The sequence below is a fragment of the Arthrobacter sp. AK01 genome (genome assembly GCF_021109375.1).
GTDB lineage: Bacteria > Actinomycetota > Actinomycetes > Actinomycetales > Micrococcaceae > Arthrobacter.
On sequence record NZ_JAJOHP010000064.1, the window covers coordinates 1 to 20,665 of the forward strand.

19 protein-coding genes are annotated in these 20,665 nt (G+C 61.5%); 14 read left to right on the plus strand and 5 right to left on the minus strand.

Annotated elements, in window-relative coordinates:
• Positions 1-165 precede the first annotated feature (165 nt).
• Both LN996_RS18695 and LN996_RS18700 read left to right on the plus strand, forming a co-directional pair.
• Positions 166-1,386, plus strand: coding sequence for a pyridoxal phosphate-dependent aminotransferase (locus LN996_RS18695; protein ID WP_026546228.1), 1,221 nt, complete (start codon positions 166-168; stop codon positions 1,384-1,386).
• Between the two features lie 54 nt (positions 1,387-1,440).
• Positions 1,441-2,295, plus strand: coding sequence for a polyphosphate kinase 2 family protein (locus LN996_RS18700; protein ID WP_231341892.1), 855 nt, complete (start codon positions 1,441-1,443; stop codon positions 2,293-2,295).
• 37 nt (positions 2,296-2,332) lie between these two features.
• Here the strand turns inward: LN996_RS18700 and LN996_RS18705 are convergent, their stop codons facing one another.
• Together LN996_RS18705 and xseA are read right to left on the minus strand one after the other, a co-directional pair.
• Positions 2,333-2,590 (minus strand): exodeoxyribonuclease VII small subunit, encoded by a 258-nt coding sequence (locus tag LN996_RS18705; RefSeq protein WP_231341893.1) that lies wholly within the window; start codon positions 2,588-2,590, stop codon positions 2,333-2,335.
• A 41-nt stretch (positions 2,591-2,631) separates the two neighbouring features.
• Positions 2,632-3,909 carry an exodeoxyribonuclease VII large subunit gene (gene xseA / locus LN996_RS18710; RefSeq protein WP_231341894.1) on the minus strand — a complete coding sequence of 426 codons (1,278 nt, stop codon included), beginning with the start codon at positions 3,907-3,909 and terminating at the stop codon, positions 2,632-2,634.
• A gap of 182 nt (positions 3,910-4,091) precedes the next feature.
• Between xseA and LN996_RS18715 the strand changes: the two genes are divergently transcribed.
• Positions 4,092-4,955 carry a hypothetical protein gene (locus LN996_RS18715; RefSeq protein ID WP_231341895.1) on the plus strand — a complete coding sequence of 288 codons (864 nt, stop codon included), beginning with the start codon at positions 4,092-4,094 and terminating at the stop codon, positions 4,953-4,955.
• 24 nt (positions 4,956-4,979) lie between these two features.
• Complete coding sequence (locus LN996_RS18720) at positions 4,980-6,065, plus strand: 4-hydroxy-3-methylbut-2-enyl diphosphate reductase (RefSeq protein WP_231341896.1); 1,086 nt, start codon at positions 4,980-4,982, stop codon at positions 6,063-6,065.
• Positions 6,066-6,150: 85 nt separating this feature from the next.
• Here the strand turns inward: LN996_RS18720 and LN996_RS18725 are convergent, their stop codons facing one another.
• Positions 6,151-7,380, minus strand: coding sequence for a DNA recombination protein RmuC (locus LN996_RS18725; RefSeq protein ID WP_231341897.1), 1,230 nt, complete (start codon positions 7,378-7,380; stop codon positions 6,151-6,153).
• A 111-nt stretch (positions 7,381-7,491) separates the two neighbouring features.
• On the opposite strand from LN996_RS18725, the gene ychF reads away from it, so the two are divergent.
• A complete protein-coding gene (ychF, locus tag LN996_RS18730) occupies positions 7,492-8,577 on the plus strand; it encodes a redox-regulated ATPase YchF (RefSeq protein WP_231341898.1) in 1,086 nt (361 codons plus the stop codon).
• A 120-nt stretch (positions 8,578-8,697) separates the two neighbouring features.
• Here the strand turns inward: ychF and LN996_RS18735 are convergent, their stop codons facing one another.
• The gene (locus tag LN996_RS18735) at positions 8,698-8,886 is read right to left on the minus strand and encodes a hypothetical protein (RefSeq protein ID WP_231341899.1); all 189 of its coding nucleotides are present in this window, start codon (positions 8,884-8,886) and stop codon (positions 8,698-8,700) included.
• Between LN996_RS18735 and LN996_RS18740 the strand changes: the two genes are divergently transcribed.
• The 5 genes from LN996_RS18740 (at position 8,885) to LN996_RS18760 (ending at position 15,065) form a co-directional block, all read left to right on the plus strand.
• Complete coding sequence (locus LN996_RS18740) at positions 8,885-9,352, plus strand: SRPBCC domain-containing protein (protein WP_231341900.1); 468 nt, start codon at positions 8,885-8,887, stop codon at positions 9,350-9,352. The genes LN996_RS18735 and LN996_RS18740 overlap by 2 nt on opposite strands.
• 322 nt (positions 9,353-9,674) lie before the next feature.
• Positions 9,675-11,357 (plus strand): ABC transporter substrate-binding protein, encoded by a 1,683-nt coding sequence (locus tag LN996_RS18745; protein WP_231341901.1) that lies wholly within the window; start codon positions 9,675-9,677, stop codon positions 11,355-11,357.
• 124 nt (positions 11,358-11,481) lie between these two features.
• Entirely contained in the window at positions 11,482-12,411 is a 930-nt protein-coding gene (locus LN996_RS18750; RefSeq protein WP_026539948.1) for an ABC transporter permease, read from the plus strand.
• Complete coding sequence (locus LN996_RS18755) at positions 12,401-13,345, plus strand: ABC transporter permease (protein WP_090818045.1); 945 nt, start codon at positions 12,401-12,403, stop codon at positions 13,343-13,345. The genes LN996_RS18750 and LN996_RS18755 overlap by 11 nt, the downstream gene beginning before the upstream one ends.
• Positions 13,346-13,355: 10 nt before the next feature.
• A complete protein-coding gene (locus LN996_RS18760; protein ID WP_231341902.1) occupies positions 13,356-15,065 on the plus strand; it encodes an ABC transporter ATP-binding protein in 1,710 nt (569 codons plus the stop codon).
• Between the two features lie 99 nt (positions 15,066-15,164).
• On the opposite strand, the gene LN996_RS18765 is transcribed toward LN996_RS18760, so the two are convergent.
• A complete protein-coding gene (locus LN996_RS18765) occupies positions 15,165-16,022 on the minus strand; it encodes an SGNH/GDSL hydrolase family protein (protein ID WP_231341903.1) in 858 nt (285 codons plus the stop codon).
• Between the two features lie 283 nt (positions 16,023-16,305).
• On the opposite strand from LN996_RS18765, the gene typA reads away from it, so the two are divergent.
• The 4 genes from typA to dapC all read left to right on the plus strand — a co-directional run bounded on the left by typA (position 16,306) and on the right by dapC (position 20,480).
• On the plus strand, positions 16,306-18,222 hold the full coding sequence (gene typA, locus LN996_RS18770) for a translational GTPase TypA (protein ID WP_089595701.1): 1,917 nt from the start codon (positions 16,306-16,308) through the stop codon (positions 18,220-18,222).
• 33 nt (positions 18,223-18,255) lie between these two features.
• Positions 18,256-18,672 carry a hypothetical protein gene (locus LN996_RS18775; protein WP_231341904.1) on the plus strand — a complete coding sequence of 139 codons (417 nt, stop codon included), beginning with the start codon at positions 18,256-18,258 and terminating at the stop codon, positions 18,670-18,672.
• Positions 18,673-18,990: 318 nt separating this feature from the next.
• Positions 18,991-19,317, plus strand: coding sequence for a ferredoxin (gene fdxA / locus LN996_RS18780; protein ID WP_024817464.1), 327 nt, complete (start codon positions 18,991-18,993; stop codon positions 19,315-19,317).
• 14 nt (positions 19,318-19,331) lie between these two features.
• A complete protein-coding gene (dapC, locus tag LN996_RS18785) occupies positions 19,332-20,480 on the plus strand; it encodes a succinyldiaminopimelate transaminase (RefSeq protein ID WP_269215830.1) in 1,149 nt (382 codons plus the stop codon).
• The last annotated feature ends 185 nt before the right edge of the window (positions 20,481-20,665 follow it).

Sequence of the window (20,665 nt, forward strand, 5' to 3'; positions counted from 1 at the left end):
CAACTATTCCGATGCGGCCGCCTCCGTTGTTCCCGGTCGGTGCCTGTTCCCGGTCGGGGGGCCGCCCCGGGGGGCCCCCCCCCGGGGGGCCCCCCCCCCCCCCGTCGTCGTATATGTGAGTTAAGTCTCAGCTAAAGTCCATCACCCGTGTGGCATATTTGAGGGATGGCGAAATTCAAGCAGTCCACCAAGCTTCATAATGTCCTTTACGACATCCGTGGACCGATTCTTCAGGCCGCCCAGCAGATGGAGGCGGAGGGTCACCGGATCCTCAAACTGAACATCGGAAACCCGGCCCCTTTTGGTTTTGAAGCGCCTGACGCCATCTTGGTGGACATGATCCGCCACCTGCCAAATGCCCAGGGTTACAGCGATTCCCGCGGTATTTTCTCTGCCCGGACGGCCGTGTCGCAGTACTACCAGACCCGCGGCATCCAGAACATCCACGTTGATGACATTTACCTTGGCAATGGTGTCAGCGAGCTCATCACCATGTCCCTCATGGCCCTCCTTGAAGATGGCGACGAGGTCCTGATTCCCACACCGGACTATCCGCTGTGGACGGCTTCGGTCGCCTTGGCCGGCGGGCGCCCAGTGCACTACCTCTGTGATGAAGACTCCGGCTGGCAGCCTGACCTTGAGGACATGGAAGCCAAGATCACGCCCCGGACCAAGGGAATTGTGGTGATCAACCCCAACAATCCCACGGGCGCGGTGTACCCGGAAGAGACGCTCAAGAAGATTGTCGCCCTCGCCGAAAAACACGGCCTGGTGCTTTTCGCCGATGAAATCTACGAGAAAATCCTGTACGAGGACGCTGTTCACATCAACCTCGCCGGGCTCACCGGTGACGATGTCCTGTGCCTGACGTTCAGTGGCCTGTCCAAGGCCTACCGGGTCTGTGGCTACCGCGCTGGCTGGATGGCCATCTCGGGGCCCAAGAAGGATGCCGCCGATTACCTTGAAGGCATCAACCTGCTGGCCAACATGCGTTTGTGTGCCAATGTTCCTGCCCAGCACGCCATCCAAACGGCGCTTGGTGGCTACCAGAGCATCAACGACCTCATCCTGCCCGGCGGCAGGCTCCTTGAACAACGCAACAAGGCCTACGATCTGTTGAATGCCATCCCCGGAGTCAGCACCCAGCAGGCCAGGGGAGCACTGTACCTGTTCCCCAAACTGGACCCCGAGGTCTATCACATCCGCGACGACGAGAAGTTTGTCCTTGACCTGTTGAAGGAACAGAAAATCCTGGTGTCACACGGGAGGGCGTTCAACTGGGTGCGCCCGGACCACTTCCGAATGGTGACATTGCCCAACGTGAAGGACATCGAAGAGGCAATTGGCCGCATGGCGGACTTCCTGTCGAGGTACCCGGGCAATTAGCCTGAGGTCCATGGCCGCGCCACGGGGGCGCGGCCTGGCAGAAAGGGCACGTCAATGGCTGCAGCAGTTGAGTTCGCCAAAAGTCCGGCCGAGGTACTGAGAGTGGGGCCTGGGTTTTCGCTGGCAGGCGTTGATCCTGAATCCACCCCCGGCTACACCGGTGGGAAAACGGATGGCAAAGCGCTGCTGGAGGCACAGGATGCGCGGCTGGCGGAGCTGCAGGAAAAGCTCTTTGCCGAGGGCAGGGCGGGCAGCGGGAAACGGCTCCTGTTGATACTCCAAGCCATGGACACCGCCGGGAAAGGTGGCATTGTCAGCCACGTAGTGGGCGCCATGGATGTGCAAGGCGTTCAAGTATCTGCGTTCAAGGCCCCAACTGACGAGGAAAAGTCGCACGACTTCCTGTGGAGGATCGAGAAGCAAGTCCCTGCTGCTGGAATGGTGGGAGTCTTTGACCGTTCACAGTACGAGGACGTCCTGATTCATCGCGTCCACGAATGGGCCGACGCTTCCGAGCTGGAGCGCCGGTATGCCGCGATTAATGACTTCGAAGCCCGTCTTGCCGAGCAGGGAACCACCGTGGTCAAAGTCATGCTCAATATCAGCAAGGACGAGCAAAAGAGGCGACTCATTGCCAGGCTTGACGATCCCACCAAGCACTGGAAATACAGTCGGACGGACCTCGCCGAGCGGGCCTTCTGGGATGACTATATGGACGCCTATAGCGTGGCCTTCGAGAAGACCTCAACGGAAACTGCTCCGTGGCACGTGGTACCTGCCAACAAGAAGTGGTACGCGCGCATCGCAGTGCAGCAACTGCTGTTGGATGCCCTCGGGGGGCTGCAGCTGGACTGGCCCAAGGCAAATTTCGACGTCGCCGAGGAGCGCGCCCTCGTCATGGAGTCCTAAGCCATTCGCTCCCGCGACTGGTAGCGTCCCGCAGCTGTTAGCCGGAGCTGGCGGCAGCCCCGGCGTCGTTGCCAGCATCTCTTGCGGTCGCCAGGCGCTTGCGTGCGCCCTCAAGCCAGTCCTCACACCGCTTGGCCAAGGCTTCGCCCCGTTCCCAGAGCGCCAAGGACTCTTCCAAGGTGGCACCGCCCGCTTCCAAGCGGCCCACTACGCTGACAAGTTGCTCACGGGCTTCTTCGTAACTCAGAGAGTCGAGGGACTCCGGTGAAGGGTCCGCTGGAGTGTTTTCAGTCATGATGTCCTTTGTGGTTGGGAGTGACGTTGGGTTCTGCCGTGTCAGCGTTCGGCGACTTGTCCTTGGCCGCTGGATACTGCGCGGAATCGACCGTCAGCTACGCGGATGGCAAGTGCGGTGCCCTCTGGCGCCTCTTCAGGGCTGCTGACCACCGTGTGCCCTGCTTGGTCCTCGCCGACGATTTGGACCACGGCATAACCGCGGTCCAGTGTTTTCTGCGGAGACAATGCCCGCACTTGTGCCCTCAGGTGTTGCACCTGATCCAGGGCGCGGACGACCGCAGTGCTCACAGCTGAATGGGAACGCCGTTGCAGCCGGTGGATGTCGTCTGCGCGGGCGTCGACCATCGAAGCCGGGGTAGCCAAAACCGGTCGGGACCTTAAGGCATGGAGCCGGTCTGTCTCCCTGTCCACCATCCGGCCAACGCTGCGGCGGAGGTGATCGCGGGCCTGGCGCACCATGGCCAATTCTTCTGCGACATCAGGAACGATCCGTTTGGCGGCATCGGTGGGGGTGGAAGCGCGGAGGTCCGCGACGTCGTCCAGGATGGGACGGTCAGCCTCATGGCCGATAGCGCTGACAATTGGCGTTGTTGCCGCTGAAACAGCGCGGATGAGGTCCTCGTTGCTGAAGGGGAGGAGATCTTCCAGCGCCCCGCCACCTCGGGCGATGACAATGACATCCACATGGGGATCCGCATCCAGCTTCTTCAGCGCTGCGATGATCTGGGAAACAGCGGTGTTGCCTTGGACGGCAACTTCGCGGACGTCGAACTCAACTGCCGGCCAACGCAAGGCTGCATTGCGCAGGACATCCTTCTTGGCGTCCGAGTCCCGGCCGGTGATGAGTCCGATGCGGTGGGGGAGGAGAGGCAACTTGCGTTTCCGGGAATCAGCGAAGAGTCCCTCGGCAGCCAACGCCTGCCTCAGCCGTTCGATCCGCGCCAGCAGGTCACCCAGGCCAACTGGACGGATGTCCTTCACTGACATGTTCAGCCGACCTGTTTTGACCCAGAAGTCCGCCTTGACCAAGGCGACCACGCGGGACCCGCGTTCCAAGGGAACCTTTTGGCGGTCCAGCACCGTGGACCACACGGATGCCGGCAGGGAAATCTCGGCGTCAACGTCACGCAGCGTCAGGAATGCGTTTCCACCCCGACGGTTCAGCTCAATGACCTGTCCCTCGATCCATGCCGCAGGCGCCCGTTCGATGTGCGCCTTGAGCTTCCTGGACAGGAGTTGCAGCGGCCAGGGATTATCAGGGCTGGTTTCGGCAGCTGTCCCCGGCAAGGTGGATTCGGGCGTCGCTTCAGCGGACATTGGCGGTCCGTGCCTGTTCCGGTGTCCGTGATTGTTGCAGCATGGTTTTGTCCTCGCTCAGGGATGCGGCCTTGGGTGCCGGCCGCTTTCCAACTCTATCCATAGCTTTAGTGCCGGGCCCCGACATTTTTCCTATCATGTGGACAGACCTAGGATGGTGGCACAGCCCCCGAGCCCCGAGGATGACCTTGCGTACTTTTGTTTCAGCATTGGGAGTGGTCCTCGCCGTTCTGCTGACGGCCGTCGCCGTGCCAGCAGCGTGGGTAGACCAGAACATCGTCAAGGAAGAGGGCTTCGTTCGCATCGCGGGAGCGTTGGGCAACGATCCCGACTTCCAGAGCCGCCTTGCAACCGCCGCCGTAGGCACCTTCGAATCCTCGGTGGACCTTCCCGGGCCGATCCAGTCCCTGGCGGCCGATGCGCTCCGGAATGCGGCCACGGGCATGCAATCGTGGAGCGACTACCCCCAAGCCTGGGAGGAAACGGTTCGGAACAGCCACAGGCTGAACTTCGGAGCAGCCACGCAAGCGGAGGAATCGGCTTCTTCCACGGCCCTGGTCCTGGATATAGGGCCACTGGTGAGGCTGATTCGCGATCATTTTGCCGAGGCTACGCGGATCAGGCTTGATGTTCCCGCTGAGAGCCTTGTCTCTCTGGGGGAGCCTTCGCACCGGCAACTCGTTGAGCGCGTTTCTGCCTTCGCACCCCTGTGGTGGGTAGCCGCTGCCGGCGCCTTAGTGGCGGCACTCCTGGCCTTCGTCGCCGCCCGCCGACGCTCGCTGGTCCTGGTGTTCCTGGGGCTCGGCGGACTCGCACTTGCGGCACTATGGACGGCAGGGGCGGATCTGGCTGGCGGGATGATCGGAAACCTTGCCAGCGCCAATGGTGTGGCAGAACTGTTCAAGCAGGAGTTCCTCACTGCGGCGCGGACAGGTTTTGGCCAGTGGGTCCTGATCGCAGCAGTCACATCCGGGGCTGTCTTGGTGGTTGGCGTCATAGCTTCCGCGGTGTCAGGGCGACGAGGGTCACGTTCGGCCCGGAGCTAAAGACCGGGCCGGTAGCATGGAGGGATGACCAGCACAGCAGTTTCCATTCCTATGCCCACGGTGCCGCGCAGACGGCGTTCTCCCGAAGAGGTACAGGCAGCGGCCCCCGTCACGGGTCCCAAGAAGGTTCTGCTGGCCGCCCCGCGCGGGTACTGCGCTGGAGTGGACAGGGCCGTCATCGCCGTCGAAAAAGCCCTTGAGCACTATGGGCCCCCGGTTTACGTCCGCAAACAGATCGTCCACAACGTCCATGTGGTCAGCTCCCTGGAAGAACAAGGAGCCATCTTCGTCGAGGAAACAGACGAGGTCCCCGAGGGCGCTCTTGTCATCTTCTCTGCGCACGGAGTTTCCCCTGCCGTGGTCCAGTCCGCAGAGGACCGAGGTCTCCGCACCATCGACGCCACTTGCCCTTTGGTGACGAAAGTCCACAAAGAAGCTGTCCGCTTCGCCAAGGAAGACTACGACATCCTGCTCATCGGCCACGAGGGTCATGAGGAAGTCGAAGGAACAGCCGGTGAGGCCCCGGAGCACATCCAGATCATCAACGGTCCGCACGAGGTAGACAAGGTCACGGTCCGGGATCCCGAGAAGACCATCTGGCTGTCACAGACGACGCTGAGTGTGGACGAAACAATGGAGACTGTCCGCCTCCTGAAGGATCGGTTCCCGACCCTGCAGGATCCGCCCAGCGACGACATTTGCTACGCCACCACCAATCGGCAGGTGGCCATCAAAAAGATTGCCCCCCAAGCTGACCTTGTCATCGTTGTGGGTTCAGCCAACTCTTCCAACTCGGTCCGACTGGTTGAAGTTGCCCTCGAATATGGCGCCAAGAGCTCATATCGAGTCGACTTTGCCAATGAAGTGGACGAAGCATGGTTCGAAGGAGTGGCCACCGTTGGTGTGACGTCCGGGGCCTCTGTTCCGGAAGTGCTCGTCAAAGATGTGCTGCGCCTGTTGGCCGACTACGGCTACGGCGACGTGCAGGAAGTGGTGACTGCCGAAGAAGACCTCCTGTTCTCCCTTCCCAAGGAGCTGCGGGCCACCCTGAAGAAAGCCGGCGACGTGACACGCGCGCTCGGCGGCCGGGGAAACCGCTCGACGTCATAACGTCTTCGCCACACAACAGACAAAAAGAATCTGGCCCGCAGTGGTCGCTGCCCTCCGGGGAAGCGGCCCACTGCGGGCCAGTGCGTTAAGCCGCAGACTCTTCGGCGTCCTCGGCCAGCAGTTCAGGGGCTGCCAAGGCCCGTGGGACTGCCTCTACTGACATGGGCGCGGCAAGGCCGGCATCGTCCATGGTGTTGAGCTTTCGTGCCGTCGGGAGGACACGGGCTTCAAGGGTTCCTACCATCGCGTTGTAACGATCTACGGACGTCTTCAGCGAGCTACCCAGCTTGCCGACATTTTCACCCAGTGTCCCCATGCGCTCGTAGAGCTGCTTGGCGAGCTCGAACAGCTCGTGGGCGCTGTCCGTGAGCACATCCTGGCGCCAGGTGAACGCCACCGACTTGAGGACGGCCAACAAGGTTCCAGGCGACGCCAATACGACATTCCGGGAGAGGGCATATTCCAGCAGGGCCGGGTCTGCCTCGAGGGCTGACGCCAGGATGGATTCTGCCGGAAGGAAGCAGATCACCAATTCGGGTGAGTTCCCCGGGATGTCCCAGTACTTTTTGCCCGCCAAAGCATCGATATGGGCTTTCAGGGCTTTGGCGTGGTGCGCCAGCAACGTCTTTGAGTCATGGTTGCTGGCGGGTGCTACGGATTCACCAAAGGACCCGTCGCCGTGCAGCTGTTCCTGGGCTGCGAGGTAGGATCCCAGTGGTACCTTGGCGTCCACTACCAGTTGTTTGCCGCCGGGCAGCTGGACCACAAGGTCAGGGCGCAGCGTGTTCTCGGTTCGGCCGGAATGAACCTGCTCATGGAAGTCCACGTGCCGCAGCATTCCCGAGGCTTCCACTACCCGGCGGAGCTGAACTTCGCCCCACTGCCCACGAGCGCTGTTGGAGCGAAGGGCGGATGCCAGGGCGTGCGTCGACCGCAGGAGTTGTTCATCTGACAGACGGGCGTCCTGCAGTTGCTGCGCAAGCTGTCCGTACTGTTCCACCCGATCGCGTTCCAGAAGGGAAACCTGCTGCTGGACTGCCGTCAATTTCTCAGCCACAGGAGCGAGCGCACGCAGGACGCTGCCATCCCCGTTCCTCGAAGCAGTCAACTCCCGGTTCTGGGTGAACAAAAGCCGGCGTTCGGCGTCGGCCGCTGCCAGCTGCGCGGTCACCTCCGAGAGGCGCGACGAAACGGCGTCGAAATCTTCCTCCAGGCCAGCACCCCGGCGCCGAAAGACGACATAGCCAGCCCCCAGACCCACGGCGGCGCCGATCAGGAGCATGAGCAGGGCCAAAACCAATCCAAATCCATCCATGAGGCAACCCTGTCACAGGGGTACGACAGTTTTAGCAAGGCTGCACGCGTGGGCGCCGTTTGCGGGTGGTGACAACCCTGGACGTGGTCACACCGGGTAGAATCAATGCTCGTGGCTCTTACTATTGGCATCGTCGGACTGCCCAACGTCGGCAAATCAACTCTTTTCAACGCACTGACCCGTAATCAGGTGCTCGCCGCGAACTATCCGTTCGCGACGATCGAGCCGAACGTCGGTGTGGTCAACCTGCCGGATCCGCGTCTGGCGAAGCTGGCCGAAATCTTCGGTTCGCAGAAGTTGCTGCCGGCTCCGGTGTCCTTTGTGGACATCGCCGGGATCGTGAAGGGCGCCTCGGAGGGCGAAGGGCTCGGCAATAAGTTCCTCGCCAACATCCGCGAAGCAGAGGCCATCGCACAGGTCGTCCGCGTGTTCGATGACCCCGATGTGATCCATGTGGATGGCAAGGTTGACCCGGGCTCCGACATGGAGACCATCAACACCGAACTGATCCTGGCCGATCTTCAGACCATCGAAAACGCCATCCCGCGTATCGAAAAAGAAGTCAAGATCAAGAAGCGCGAAGCTGCCGAGCTTGCAGCCATCAAGGCCGCCCAAGCGGTCCTGGAACGCGGTGACACGATCTTCTCGTCGATCAAGAGCGACAAGCTGGAGATGGGACACCTCAAGGAACTCGGACTCCTGACCGCCAAACCCTTCATCTACGTCTTCAATGCGGACGAGGGCATTCTTGGAGACCCGGCGAAGCAGGACGAACTGCGGGCTCTGGTTGCCCCTGCTGACGCCATTTTCCTTGACGCAAAGCTGGAATCAGACCTCGTTGAACTGGACGAGGAAGAAGCCCGCGAGATGCTGGAAATGAACGGCCAGAGCGAATCCGGCCTGGACCAGTTGGCCCGCGTTGGTTTCCACACCCTTGGCCTGCAGACCTACCTCACGGCCGGTCCCAAGGAAACGCGTGCGTGGACCATCCGCCAGGGTGACACCGCACCGCAGGCCGCCGGCGTGATCCACTCCGACTTCCAGCGCGGCTTCATCAAGGCTGAGGTTGTCTCCTTCGAAGACCTCATTGACGCCGGTTCCATGGCTGAGGCCAAGTCCCGCGGCAAGGTCCGCATCGAAGGCAAAGAGTACGTGATGGCCGACGGCGATGTGGTGGAGTTCCGCTTCAACGTGTGACCTGGTTCAGCGAGTAAAGAGACCTGTAGCGCAGTAGGCCGCAGGCGATGAAGTTCAAGACTTCATTGCCTGCGGCCTTCGCTGTTTGAGGGCCTACAGCTGTGCCCCGCGTGGAGTCCGTTAGGAGTCGGCGGGTTCGATGCCGTCTTTTTCTTGTTCGGTGTCTGGATTGTCGTGCGTCTTTTTGGGGATCTTGCCCTCAACATCAGCCGGGATGGGCGGATCCTTTTCTTCATCAGTAGACATCCGCCCAGCATAATAGGTCAGGACGTAGCGGCCTCCAGTACCAGCAACTTCAAGGAGAACCATGAATCGTGATCTTGACCTCGTTATCGAGAGGGTCATTCGTGCGTCGCGGGCCACCGTTTGGAGCGCTTGGACAACGCCTGAACTTTTCGAGCAGTGGTGGATTCCCGAGCCTTACACGTGCAGGTTGGAGTCGTTCGCACCGCATGCTGGCGGGGGCTTCGTAACTTCCATGAGCGAGGACGGTTCTGCGTTCGTTCCACACATGGACGCAGCTTTCCTCGTTGTTGATCAGGGGGAGCGACTGGTGTTTACCAATGCCGTAGACAGCAGCCTTAGGCCCGTCCGACCCATGCCCGTCGCGGTCACGGGAGAGGTCACCTTCACAGACCACACAGAGGGAACCTTGTACCGGATCGTGGCGCGTCACGGGGATCCGGAGTCGCGCGCACAGCATGAGCAGCTTGGCTTGCAGGAGGGCTGGAGCTTGGTGACAGGACAATTGGCAACTTTGGCCGAGCGGCAGTAGCCGCTACGGCAAAGACTTTCCCAGGTGTGGGACAGGGCCCTGGTTCCATGGAATCGGGGCCCTTCTTTGTCTAGAAATCGTCCTGTCCTGCTGTCAGACAGCGAATATTACCACCGAGTAGCGTTTGACTTGAAATCCGCGTCAATTTAGGCATGTGTAGGTTGCGGAACGGTTACAGTTTGGCCAGCATGTCCCATCATCCGGACACAATGTGGGTAGGCTTACACTCACATGTAGGCAACGTCACAGTAGGAAACTGTGCCTGTGCCTGGGGGAAATCACGAATTTCCCCTGCTCAACTCCACGACTCATAGGAGGCGGAATGCGTTTCTCGCGCACTTCCAAAGCTCTAGGCGTAGCGGCGATCATCGCCCTCGCAGTGACCGGTTGCGGCGGCGGTGGCGGCACCAGCACAAACAGCTCTGCCGCAGCTGACCCGAACAAGGTCATTTCCGCATACAGCAACGAACCGCAGAACCCGCTGCTTCCGGCCAACACCAACGAGGTGTACGGTGGCCGCGTCGTCGAGCTGCTGTTCGAGGGCCTTCGCGCCTACGACTCGGACGGCAAGCCCGTTAACGCACTTGCGGAGTCGATTGAAACCACGGACTCGCAGAACTGGACCATCAAGGTCAAATCCGGATCCAAGTTCACCAACGGCGAGCCCGTCACGGCAAAGACGTTCGTTGACTCCTGGAACTTTGCCGCACTGAGCACCAACCTCCAGAACAACGGCTTCTTCTTCGAGTCCATCGAAGGCTACGCCGATGTCAGCGCAGTCACCGAGACCACCTCCGCCGACGGCAAGAAGACCTCGACGCCGGCCCCCACGGCACAGACCATGTCCGGCCTGGCTGCCACGGACGACCAGACCATTACGGTCAAGCTGACCCAGCCTGAAGCTGACTGGTCCTTGCGACTTGGATACTCCGCCTTCTACCCGCTTCCGTCAGAGGCCCTGAAGGATTCCAAGAAGTTCGGCGAGAACCCGATCGGCAACGGCCCCTACAAGTTCGAGAAGGAAGGTGCCTGGGTCCACGACCAGTCCATCTCCCTGGTCAAGAACGCCGACTACACCGGCCCGCGTGCTGCCAAGAACGGTGGCGTGACCTTCAAGTTCTACACCGATCCGGGCCCCGCGTACACGGATCTCCAGGCCGACAACCTCGACATCACGGACGTTGTTCCGTCGAACGCGTTGAAGACCTACACCACGGACTTCCCTGACCGTAACTCCACGCGCCCGAACGCCAACAACGCCACCCTGAACATCCCGGGCTACAACCCGAACTTCCAGGGTGAAGCCGGCCTCCTGCGTCGCCAGGCACTGTCTCACGCCATCAACCGCGAAGAGATCACCAAGGTCATCTTCAACGGCACGCGTACCCCGGCCACCGAGTTCACAGCTCCCGTGCTCGACGGCTACAACGACGCCATCCCCGGCAGCGACGTGCTGAAGTTCGACGCCCAGAAGGCAAAGGATCTCTGGGCCGAAGCCGAGAAGATCAAGCCGTACGACGGTTCCAAGCCGCTCCTGATCGCCTCCAACACTGACGGTGGCAACAAGGAATGGATCGACGCCGTAGCCAACGCTTTCAAGAACAACCTCGGCATCGAGGCCGAAATCCAGCCGTTCGCAAAGTTCGCTGAAGTTCTGGACCTCCGCAAGTCGCAGTCCCTCCCGGGCCTGACCCGCGCCGGCTGGCAGGGTGACTACCCGTCGCTCTACAACTTCCTCGGACCTGTGTGGCAAACCAACGCATCGTCCAACTACGAGAAGTACTCGAACCCCGAGTTCGACAAGCTCCTCAAGGAAGGCCTTGCAGCCAAGACTCCGGAAGACGCCAACAAGAAGTTCAACCAGGCGCAGGAGATCCTGTTCAAGGACCTCCCCGGCCTGCCGTTGTGGTACCGGGCAACCCCGATCGTGTGGAGCAACAACGTTGTCTCAGCTGAAACCGGCTGGAACGGCGGCGTCCGCTACTTCGACATCGAGGCCAAGTAGTCTCCAGGATCTGAACTTGCCTTAGGGCAAAGGGGGTCCGGCCAAAGCGCCGGGCCCCCCTTGCTTGCTTGGCAGGAAGGCACACATGACACACCAATGCCCCACCACCGGAGAGGGGTGACCCGTGGTTCGCTTCATTTTCCGTAGGCTCCTCCAGGTCATCCCGGTATTCCTGGGGACCACGCTCCTCGTCTACTACATGGTCTTCGCACTACCCGGCGACCCGATTGCTGCCCTCTTCGGGGATCGCCAGCCACCGCAGAGCGTCATCGACGCCCTCCGGGCCCAGTACAACCTGGACCAGCCATTCTGGGTTCAATATGGCCTCTTCATCAAGAACTTGTTTACCTTCAACCTTGGTGTTGACTTTACCCAGCAGCCCATCGCCGATTCCCTGGCCAGGGCCTTCCCCGTCACGGCAATGCTCGCCATCGAAGCGCTCATTATCCAGGCCGTGTTCGGCATCGCCTTCGGTGTCTTCGCTGGTCTCAAGAAGGGCAAGCTCTTCGACTCCACCGTCCTCGTCGTGTCGCTCCTGGTGATCGCCGTCCCGACCTTCGTGTTGGGCTTCGTCTTCCAGCTCGTGTTCGGCGTCCAACTAGGTTGGGCCAAACCTACGGTGGGTGCCAATGCCGACTGGGGCAACCTGATCCTCCCGGCGGTCGTGCTGGGGCTGGTGTCGTTTGCCTACGTCCTCCGACTGACACGCGCCTCCGTCAGCGAGAACATGAACGCGGACTACGTTCGTACGGCAACCGCGAAGGGTCTCTCCCGGCCCCGCGTCGTGATGGCCCACATTCTCAGGAACTCGTTGATCCCCGTGGTGACTTATCTGGGTGCCAACCTCGGCGGGCTCATGGGCGGCGCCATTGTCACCGAGGGCATCTTCAACGTGCCCGGTGTCGGTAACAAACTCTTCCAGGCCATCCAGCGAAGCGAGGGCCCCACCATCGTTGCGATCGTGAGCGTCCTGGTCCTTGTTTTCGTCATCACCAACCTCTTGGTTGACCTCCTGTACGCCTGGCTTGACCCGAGGATCCGCTATGACCAGTAATACTGAACACTTTGTGGCCCCCGTCGAGGAAACGCCGCTTCTGGCCACTGACGCTGTCAAGACAGATCAGGCGCCTCTGAGCCTTTGGGCCGATGCTTGGCGGAAGCTTCGCCGCCGTCCCATGTTCATCGTCTCCTCGCTGTTGATCCTGCTCCTGGTGATCGTTGCAGTCTTCCCGGGACTCTTCACCAGCGTGGAACCCAATAACGACTGCCAGCTGGCCAACTCCGAAGGTGCGCCCACTGCCGGCCACCCTCTGGGCTTCACCCTCCAGGGTTGCGACGTCTATTCCCGCGTGATCCACGGTACGCAGGCTTCCTTGTCTGTCGGAGTCCTGTCCGTGCTGGCCGTCGTACTGATTGGTGTCACCCTGGGTGCGTTGGCTGGTTACTACGGTGGCTGGCTGGACTCTGTCCTTGCACGTCTCGGCGACATTTTCTTCGCGCTGCCGATCATCCTCGGCGCCCTTGTTATCACCCAGTTGCCGTTGTTCCGGGAGAACAGGAGCGTTTGGACCGTGGTCCTGACCATATCCTTGCTCGCCTGGCCGCAAATGGCGCGTATCACCAGAGGTGCCGTCATCGAGGTGCGCAACGCGGATTTCGTCACCGCGGCCCGGTCCTTGGGTGTTTCCAAGTTTGGCGCACTGGTGAAGCACGCTTTGCCGAACGCCCTGGCGCCCGTGATTGTGCTTGCCACGTTGGAATTGGGCGTTTTCATCGTCCTGGAGGCCACGTTGTCCTTCCTCGGTGTCGGGCTGCCTGGCAGCGTGATGTCGTGGGGTAACGACATTTCCGCGGCGAACGCGTCCATCCGCACCAACCCCGGAATCCTGCTCTATCCGGCAGCCGCCCTGTCCATCACCGTCCTGAGCTTCATCATGCTTGGCGACGCCGTCCGCGATGCTCTTGATCCCAAGAGCCGTCAGCGCTAAGGAGGCGACCATGACTTCTGCCAACATCAGAATTGATGAAGCCACTGCACCCGTACGGCCCATCCTGGAGATCAAGGACCTGGCCATTACCTTCAAGACCGGATCCGGTGAGGTCAAAGCGGTCAAGAACGCGCACTTGTCCATCATGCCGGGCGAAACGGTCGCCATTGTGGGGGAGTCGGGTTCAGGAAAGTCGACGACGGCGCTGGCCGCCATCGGCCTTTTGCCCAACAACGGTCGCGTCTCGGGCGGACAGATCCTGCTCGACGGCGAAGACATTGCCCATGCGTCTGAAAAGCGCATGATCGAGCTGCGTGGCAGCCACATTGGCATGGTTCCCCAGGATCCGATGTCCAACCTGAACCCGGTATGGAAGATCGGCTACCAGGTTCGGGAAACCCTGAAGGCGAACGGTCGACCTGACGGCCCGGAAGACGTTGCCCGTGTCCTCGCTGAAGCCGGCCTTCCCGATGCTGCACGGCGCGCAAAGCAGTATCCGCATGAGTTCTCCGGTGGTATGCGCCAGCGTGCACTCATCGCCATCGGCCTGAGTTGCCAGCCCAAGCTCCTGATTGCGGATGAGCCGACGTCGGCACTGGATGTCACGGTGCAGCGTAGGATCCTGGACCACTTGGACAAGATGACCACTGAGCTCGGTACGTCCGTGCTGCTCATTACCCACGACCTCGGACTGGCTGCCGAGAGGGCCGACAAAGTCATCGTCATGTACCAGGGCAATGTTGTTGAGGCAGGTCCTTCCTTGGATCTGCTGCGCAACCCCCAGCACCCGTACACCCGTCGCCTGGTTGAGTCGGCTCCTTCCTTGGCTTCGCGCCGTATCCAGGTGGCCAAGGAGCAGGGTGTCGAAGCAGAAGATCTCCTGGCACCTGTGGCGGCTGCGAAGGACCGTGCCCAGGACGAGGTCCTCCAGATCAAGAACCTGCGCAAGATCTACAAACTGCGCCAGGGACTGGGGCAGACGTCCGATTTCGCTGCTGTTGACGATGTCAGCTTCAGCGTCAAGCGCGGGACCACGACGGCGATCGTGGGCGAGTCCGGCTCGGGCAAATCCACTGTTGCCAAGATGGTTCTCCAGCTTGAGAAGCCCACTGAGGGCCAGATCGTCTTCGACGGCGTGGATACCGCGGGGTTGAAGGGCAAGGAGCTGTTCAAGTTCCGTCGCCGCGTGCAGCCCATCTTCCAGGATCCGTACGGTTCCTTGGACCCGATGTACAACATCTTCAGGACCATCGAAGAGCCGCTGCGTGTGCACAAGATCGGGAATGCGGCCAGCCGCGAGAAGAAGGTCCGTGAGTTGTTGGACCAGGTGGCTTTGCCCCAGTCCATGATGCAGCGTTACCCCAACGAACTCTCGGGTGGCCAACGTCAGCGTATTGCCATTGCGCGCGCTCTGGCACTGGACCCCGAAGTCATCATTTGCGATGAGGCCGTCTCGGCGCTGGACGTCCTGGTGCAGGCGCAGGTGCTGAACCTGCTGGCTGACCTCCAGGACAACCTGGGCTTGACGTACTTGTTCATTACGCACGACCTCGCGGTGGTCCGCCAGATCGCGGACCACGTTTGCGTCATGGAAAAAGGCAAGCTGGTGGAGACGGGCAGCACGGACGATGTCTTCGACAACCCCCGTGAGGCTTACACCCAGGCTCTCCTGGACGCTATTCCTGGTGGTTCACTTCTGCTGCCGCCCGCAGTGGCCTGACCGGCGTCGAACGTTTGATCGCTGGATAGCGGCAGAGCCGGTGGTTCCCGAAAGGAAACCACCGGCTCTTGCTGTCTTATCTGCCCGTTGAGGGGCCCGCTACGGAGCGGGAGTCTTCGCCGGGGCCTCGTTGTCGGGGCGGGGCTTGAGACCCAATGCAGTGAGCTCACGGGCCAAGACCGCGCCAAGCTTGGCGTGCCCGGAGGGCTTCATGTGCACGCCGTCCTGGAGATCCCCAATTGCGTCGTAACGGGTGAGCCAATCACCAGTACTGACGAACGGGATTCCGTGCTTGGCAGCAATCCGCCCTAATAAGGCGTCCACTTCAGTGCGACGGCCCCCTCCGTTGCTTGCGCCGCGTGCCAAGGTTCCGATCACCGCCAAGGCAGCGCCGGGGTAGCGCTTCTTCAGGGCGGCCAACAATCGCTCGGCGTTACTGGCGATCTGTGCGTCGGTGGCCTTCTGCGAGGCGTCGTTGCCGCCCCCTTGCACCACAATCAGAGGGGGGTCGCCGTACGGCAGTATCCAGTCGCCGCGCTGCAATGCATCGATGTAGTTGCCTGTTTTACCGTTGGCGGCCACGAAACCGGTGCCGCCCATGCCCACCACGTGCAACTTGTATCCGAGGGCCGCGATGCCCTGCTGTGGCCACGAGTCCTTCGGCATCGACTGCGAATCGCCGATCAGCACGGCAGTGTGGCGAACATCAGCCAGCACCAGCTCGTTGCGGTTGTTGGCCGGGTTTTTGTAGAGCGAGCCAACGGGCAAGTCCAGGGCACTCGGTGACGGGGCCGTCCTTAAGGGCGAAGCGGCGGCGGCCGTCTGGGCAGGGCCGGGCGCGACGGAACGCGAGGGGGCAGGAACTGGGGTGGTTGGGCTTGGTCCGCAGCCTACCGACAGAACGCCGATGGCGATCAATGGTGCGAGCAGGCGGAACGCGGCCGAAGATTGTCGCATCGATTGGTCTCCGTGTGGCACTGGTTCTGCAGCAATCATGGGGCACGACGGCGGGAAAATCCAGCATCTGGAGTAGCGGTTACTAAAGCGTGACGATATGTGAGCAGTGCCACATTGCAGCATCGAATGGCTTGCTTTTTAGGCTGGGAAATGCAACTGCGTTTAGACTGGATGCAGGTGCCCTGTGTCCCGGGGTCTTTTCGCTGTGTGTTCCGATCAAGTCGATCAGGTATGCGCGCGGATACAAACAGCTGACTTCACCACTGAAACGAGTCATTAACGCATGTCTGAAACCATCACCAACACTGCGTCGCGGAGCGATCTGCGCAACGTCGCGATCGTCGCACACGTTGACCACGGTAAGACCACCCTGGTCGACGCCATGCTCAAGCAGACCAACTCCTTCGCTTCCCATGGTGAGGTTGAGGACCGTGTCATGGACTCCGGTGACCTGGAGCGCGAAAAGGGCATCACCATCCTCGCGAAGAACACCACGGTTGCCTACAACGGCCCGTCGTCCAACGGCGAGACCATCACCATCAATGTCATCGACACCCCCGGCCACGCCGACTTCGGTGGCGAGGTAGAGCGCGGTCTGTCCATGGTTGACGGCGTCGTCCTGCTGGTCGACTCCTCCGAGGGCCCCCTCCCGCAGACCCGCTTCGTGCTTCGCAAGGCACTTGCCGCGCACCTCCCGGTCATCCTCCTGGTCAACAAGACCGACCGTCCGGACGCCCGCATCGATGAGGTTGTCCACGAGTCCATGGACCTGCTCCTCGGCCTCGCTTCGGACCTCGCGGACGAAGTTCCCGACCTGGACCTGGATAAGGTCCTCGAAGTTCCCGTCGTCTACGCTGCCGCCAAGGTTGGCCGTGCGTCCCTGGACCAGCCGGCTAACGGCTCGGCCCCGGAGAACGAGGACCTCGAGCCCCTCTTCAAGACCATCATTGAGCACATCCCGGCCCCGACCTACAACCCGGACGGCGTGCTGCAGGCACACGTGACCAACCTGGACGCTTCGCCGTTCCTTGGCCGCCTCGCCCTGCTCCGCATCTACAACGGAACCCTCCGCAAGGGCCAGACCGTTGCTTGGGCTCGTGCAAACGGTGAGCTCAAGAACGTCAAGATCACCGAACTGCTCGCCACCAAGGCTCTCACCCGTGTTCCTGCCGAATCCGCAGGCCCGGGCGAAATCGTCGCTGTGGCCGGCATCGAGGAAATCACCATTGGTGAAACCCTGACCGACGCCGAGAACCCGCAGCCGCTGCCGCTCATCACCGTGGACGATCCCGCGATCTCCATGACGATCGGTATCAACACCTCGCCGCTGGCCGGCAAGGTCAAGGGCGCCAAGGTCACGGCCCGCCAGGTGAAGGATCGCCTGGACAAGGAACTGATCGGTAACGTCTCCATCAAGGTCCTCCCCACCGAGCGTCCCGACGCCTGGGAAGTCCAGGGCCGTGGCGAGCTCGCGCTGGCCATCCTGGTTGAGCAGATGCGTCGCGAAGGCTTCGAGCTGACCGTCGGCAAGCCGCAGGTGGTCACCAAGACCATCGACGGCAAGCTGCACGAGCCGATGGAACACATGACCATCGATGTGCCTGAGGAATACCTGGGCGCCGTCACGCAGCTCATGGCTGCCCGCAAGGGCCGCATGACCAACATGGCCAACCACGGCACCGGCTGGTGCCGCATGGAGTTCATCGTCCCTGCGCGTGGCCTGATTGGTTTCCGTACCCGGTTCCTGACGGACACCCGTGGCGCCGGTATCGCTGCTTCCATCTCCGAGGGCTACGAGCCGTGGGCCGGACCGATCGAATACCGTACCAACGGTTCGATGATTGCAGACCGTGCCGGCGTTGTGACGCCGTTCGCCATGATCAACCTCCAGGAGCGCGGTTCCTTCTTCGTGAAGCCCACCTCCGAGGTTTACGAAGGCATGATTGTCGGCGAGAACTCCCGCGCTGATGACATGGACGTCAACATCACCAAGGAAAAGAAGCTCACCAACATGCGTGCCGCTTCCTCCGACACCTTCGAAAACCTGACGCCGCCGCGTGATCTCACCCTCGAAGAGTCCCTCGAATTCGCCCGCGAAGACGAGTGCGTCGAGGTAACCCCGGATGCCATCCGTATCCGTAAGGTCATCCTGGACTCCAACGAGCGCGCCAAGGCCAACCGCGCCCGCGCCAAGTCCTAGCCTGCACTGACTGACACAGTCAGGAACAGCTGAATGAAGAGAGGAGCCGCCGGTACGGTTCGTGGCATTGCCGCGGCCGTACTGGCGGCTCTTTTCGTTGCCACGGCAGGTACGGCCCTGCACCGCCAAGCAGCGTCAATGGCCGGCGTCGAGGTTCCGTGGGGCGTTGTGGCGGCACTGGTGCTGTTGGCCTCCGTGCAGTTGTGGTTGGCCGCCTGGTCGCGCTCGATACTGCCGACGGCGGTATCCGGCGTGGTGAGCTACGCCGCGGTCGGCGTCCTGTCATCCGCGGGACCGGCCAAACAGTTGGTCCTCGGCGACGCCGTGGGCAATGTATGGGTCTTCGGCATCGCAGCAGTGACACTGGTCATGCTGGTGGTGGCGAGCCGCCTTCGCGCCGGACAGCCTGCCGCCGCGGCGGTGGCGGTGGAACCTCTTTTGCCGCGATGACCATCGCCAGGGGAATTTCGACGTCGGACGTGCGGGTCCGTACCGTGCAACTGTTCTCGCTGGTGTCCAGAAGGTAGCCCAATGCGTCCGTCAGGCCGTCGTCGACCCTGTAACGGACCACCACCCGGATACCTGGCTCTGCAGTGAGGAGGAACTGTCTGGGCGGCAAATGCGGGGGAGTCACCGTTTCATACTAAGACGCGGGCTAGGTTGGCGTTAGCGGACTGTTGGATAATAGGCTCGGAAGTTGAGTGTCCGGCATGATGCCGGCAGTATTACCCGGCCATCGCCGGGACAAACCGTGGAGAGGTCTGGGACGTGACGTACGTAATCGCGCAGCCGTGTGTGGATGTCAAGGACAAGGCATGTATTGAAGAGTGCCCTGTCGACTGCATTTACGAAGGTGAGCGTTCCCTCTACATCCACCCCGATGAATGTGTCGACTGTGGTGCCTGTGAACCCGTGTGCCCGGTTGAGGCCATTTACTACGAGGATGACACCCCGGAAGAGTGGGCTGACTACTACAAGGCCAACGTCGAGTTCTTTGACGACCTTGGCTCTCCGGGCGGAGCTGCCAAAATTGGCAACACAGGCAAGGACCACCCGTTCATTTCGGCACTGCCCCCGCAGAACCAAGACCACTAAGGGCGGTACCTGCTTTGATTTCTGCGGCACCGGCTTTCGGCCTGAACCTGCCTGACTACCCGTGGGAGGCCATGGCGCCGTATGTCGCCACGGCCGCCAAGCACCCGGGCGGTGCAGTGAATCTTTCCATTGGTACGCCTGTGGACCCCACCCCGGGGCTGATCCGTGATGCCCTTGCCGCCGCTGCGGACGCCCATGGCTATCCCACAGTTCATGGCACAGAAGCACTGCGGCAGGCCGTGGTGGATTGGTTCGCCAGCCGCCGCGGCGTCCCGGGCTTGGACCCCAAGGACGTCATGCCGACGGTGGGTTCCAAGGAGCTGGTGGCCTGGCTGCCGTTCTTGCTCGGCCTCAGCGCCGGGGATGTTGTTGTGCGTCCTACGGTTGCTTACCCGACGTACGACATTGGCGCTTCACTGGCAGGCGCCACGGCCGTGGCTGCCGACGACCTGGATGAACTGGATGCTGCCACCCGCGCGAAGGTCCGCTTGGTGTGGATCAACTCGCCGGGCAATCCCACCGGCAGTGTCCGGGACGTGGAATCGCTCCGCAGGATCGTGAGCCAGGCCCGCGAACTCGGTGCCGTGGTGGCCTCGGACGAATGCTACGCAGAGCTCGGCTGGGGCGAATGGGACGCCCAGCGCGGGGGAGAAGCTGTGCCCAGCATCCTGGATCCCCGCGTCACAGGTGGGTCCACCGACGGCCTGTTGTGCGTGTACTCGTTGAGCAAGCAGTCCAACCTGGCCGGCTACCGTGCCGCCTTCGTGGCCGGCGACTCGACGATCATGGCCAATCTGGTCAACAGCCGCAAGCATGCCGGCATGATTGTTCCCTTCCCCGTGCAGGAAGCGATGCGCGTTGCTTTGGGTGATGCGAGCCATGTTCTGGCCCAAAAGGATCTGTACCGTGGGCGCCGCGAGAGAATCGTGCCCGCGCTGGAAAAGTTCGGATTGCAGATCCACGAATCCAAGGCCGGCCTTTACCTGTGGTCGACTGCCGGTGAGGCAACCTGGGACACGGTGGCTCGTTTCGCCGAGCTTGGCATCGTGGTCGGTCCCGGAGTTTTCTATGGCGACGCCGGCAATGGCTTCATCCGTGTCGCCCTCACGGGAAGCGACGAACGAATCGACACCGCTGTGGACCGACTTGGGTCCAGCGCATAACAATGCTGTGACTTGCACCACTAACAGCGTCATTCCGCCAGTAACCGGACGGCACGGATTAGTTCCGTAGGGTTACTGGCGGTAGCTTTTTAACTGACTATCAATGGTGGCCTTCACTAAGAAAGCACTTCGGCCGTTGGAGCCCTGCAACAGTAGGGCCGAAGGCGGCGGCACCAGAAGTTGGT

Excerpts from the sequence above, each read along its gene's own strand:
- LN996_RS18695 (WP_026546228.1), top strand. The coding sequence starts at position 166 with ATGGCGAAATTCAAGCAGTCCACCAAGCTTCATAATGTCCTTTACGAC.
- LN996_RS18700 (WP_231341892.1), top strand. The coding sequence starts at position 1,441 with ATGGCTGCAGCAGTTGAGTTCGCCAAAAGTCCGGCCGAGGTACTGAGA.
- LN996_RS18705 (WP_231341893.1), bottom strand. The coding sequence starts at position 2,590 with ATGACTGAAAACACTCCAGCGGACCCTTCACCGGAGTCCCTCGACTCT.
- xseA (WP_231341894.1), bottom strand. The coding sequence starts at position 3,909 with ATGTCCGCTGAAGCGACGCCCGAATCCACCTTGCCGGGGACAGCTGCC.
- LN996_RS18715 (WP_231341895.1), top strand. The coding sequence starts at position 4,092 with ATGACCTTGCGTACTTTTGTTTCAGCATTGGGAGTGGTCCTCGCCGTT.
- LN996_RS18720 (WP_231341896.1), top strand. The coding sequence starts at position 4,980 with ATGACCAGCACAGCAGTTTCCATTCCTATGCCCACGGTGCCGCGCAGA.
- LN996_RS18725 (WP_231341897.1), bottom strand. The coding sequence starts at position 7,380 with ATGGATGGATTTGGATTGGTTTTGGCCCTGCTCATGCTCCTGATCGGC.
- LN996_RS18740 (WP_231341900.1), top strand. The coding sequence starts at position 8,885 with ATGAATCGTGATCTTGACCTCGTTATCGAGAGGGTCATTCGTGCGTCG.
- LN996_RS18735 (WP_231341899.1), bottom strand. The coding sequence starts at position 8,886 with ATGGTTCTCCTTGAAGTTGCTGGTACTGGAGGCCGCTACGTCCTGACC.
- LN996_RS18745 (WP_231341901.1), top strand. The coding sequence starts at position 9,675 with ATGCGTTTCTCGCGCACTTCCAAAGCTCTAGGCGTAGCGGCGATCATC.
- LN996_RS18755 (WP_090818045.1), top strand. The coding sequence starts at position 12,401 with ATGACCAGTAATACTGAACACTTTGTGGCCCCCGTCGAGGAAACGCCG.
- LN996_RS18760 (WP_231341902.1), top strand. The coding sequence starts at position 13,356 with ATGACTTCTGCCAACATCAGAATTGATGAAGCCACTGCACCCGTACGG.
- LN996_RS18765 (WP_231341903.1), bottom strand. The coding sequence starts at position 16,022 with ATGCGACAATCTTCGGCCGCGTTCCGCCTGCTCGCACCATTGATCGCC.
- typA (WP_089595701.1), top strand. The coding sequence starts at position 16,306 with ATGTCTGAAACCATCACCAACACTGCGTCGCGGAGCGATCTGCGCAAC.
- LN996_RS18775 (WP_231341904.1), top strand. The coding sequence starts at position 18,256 with ATGAAGAGAGGAGCCGCCGGTACGGTTCGTGGCATTGCCGCGGCCGTA.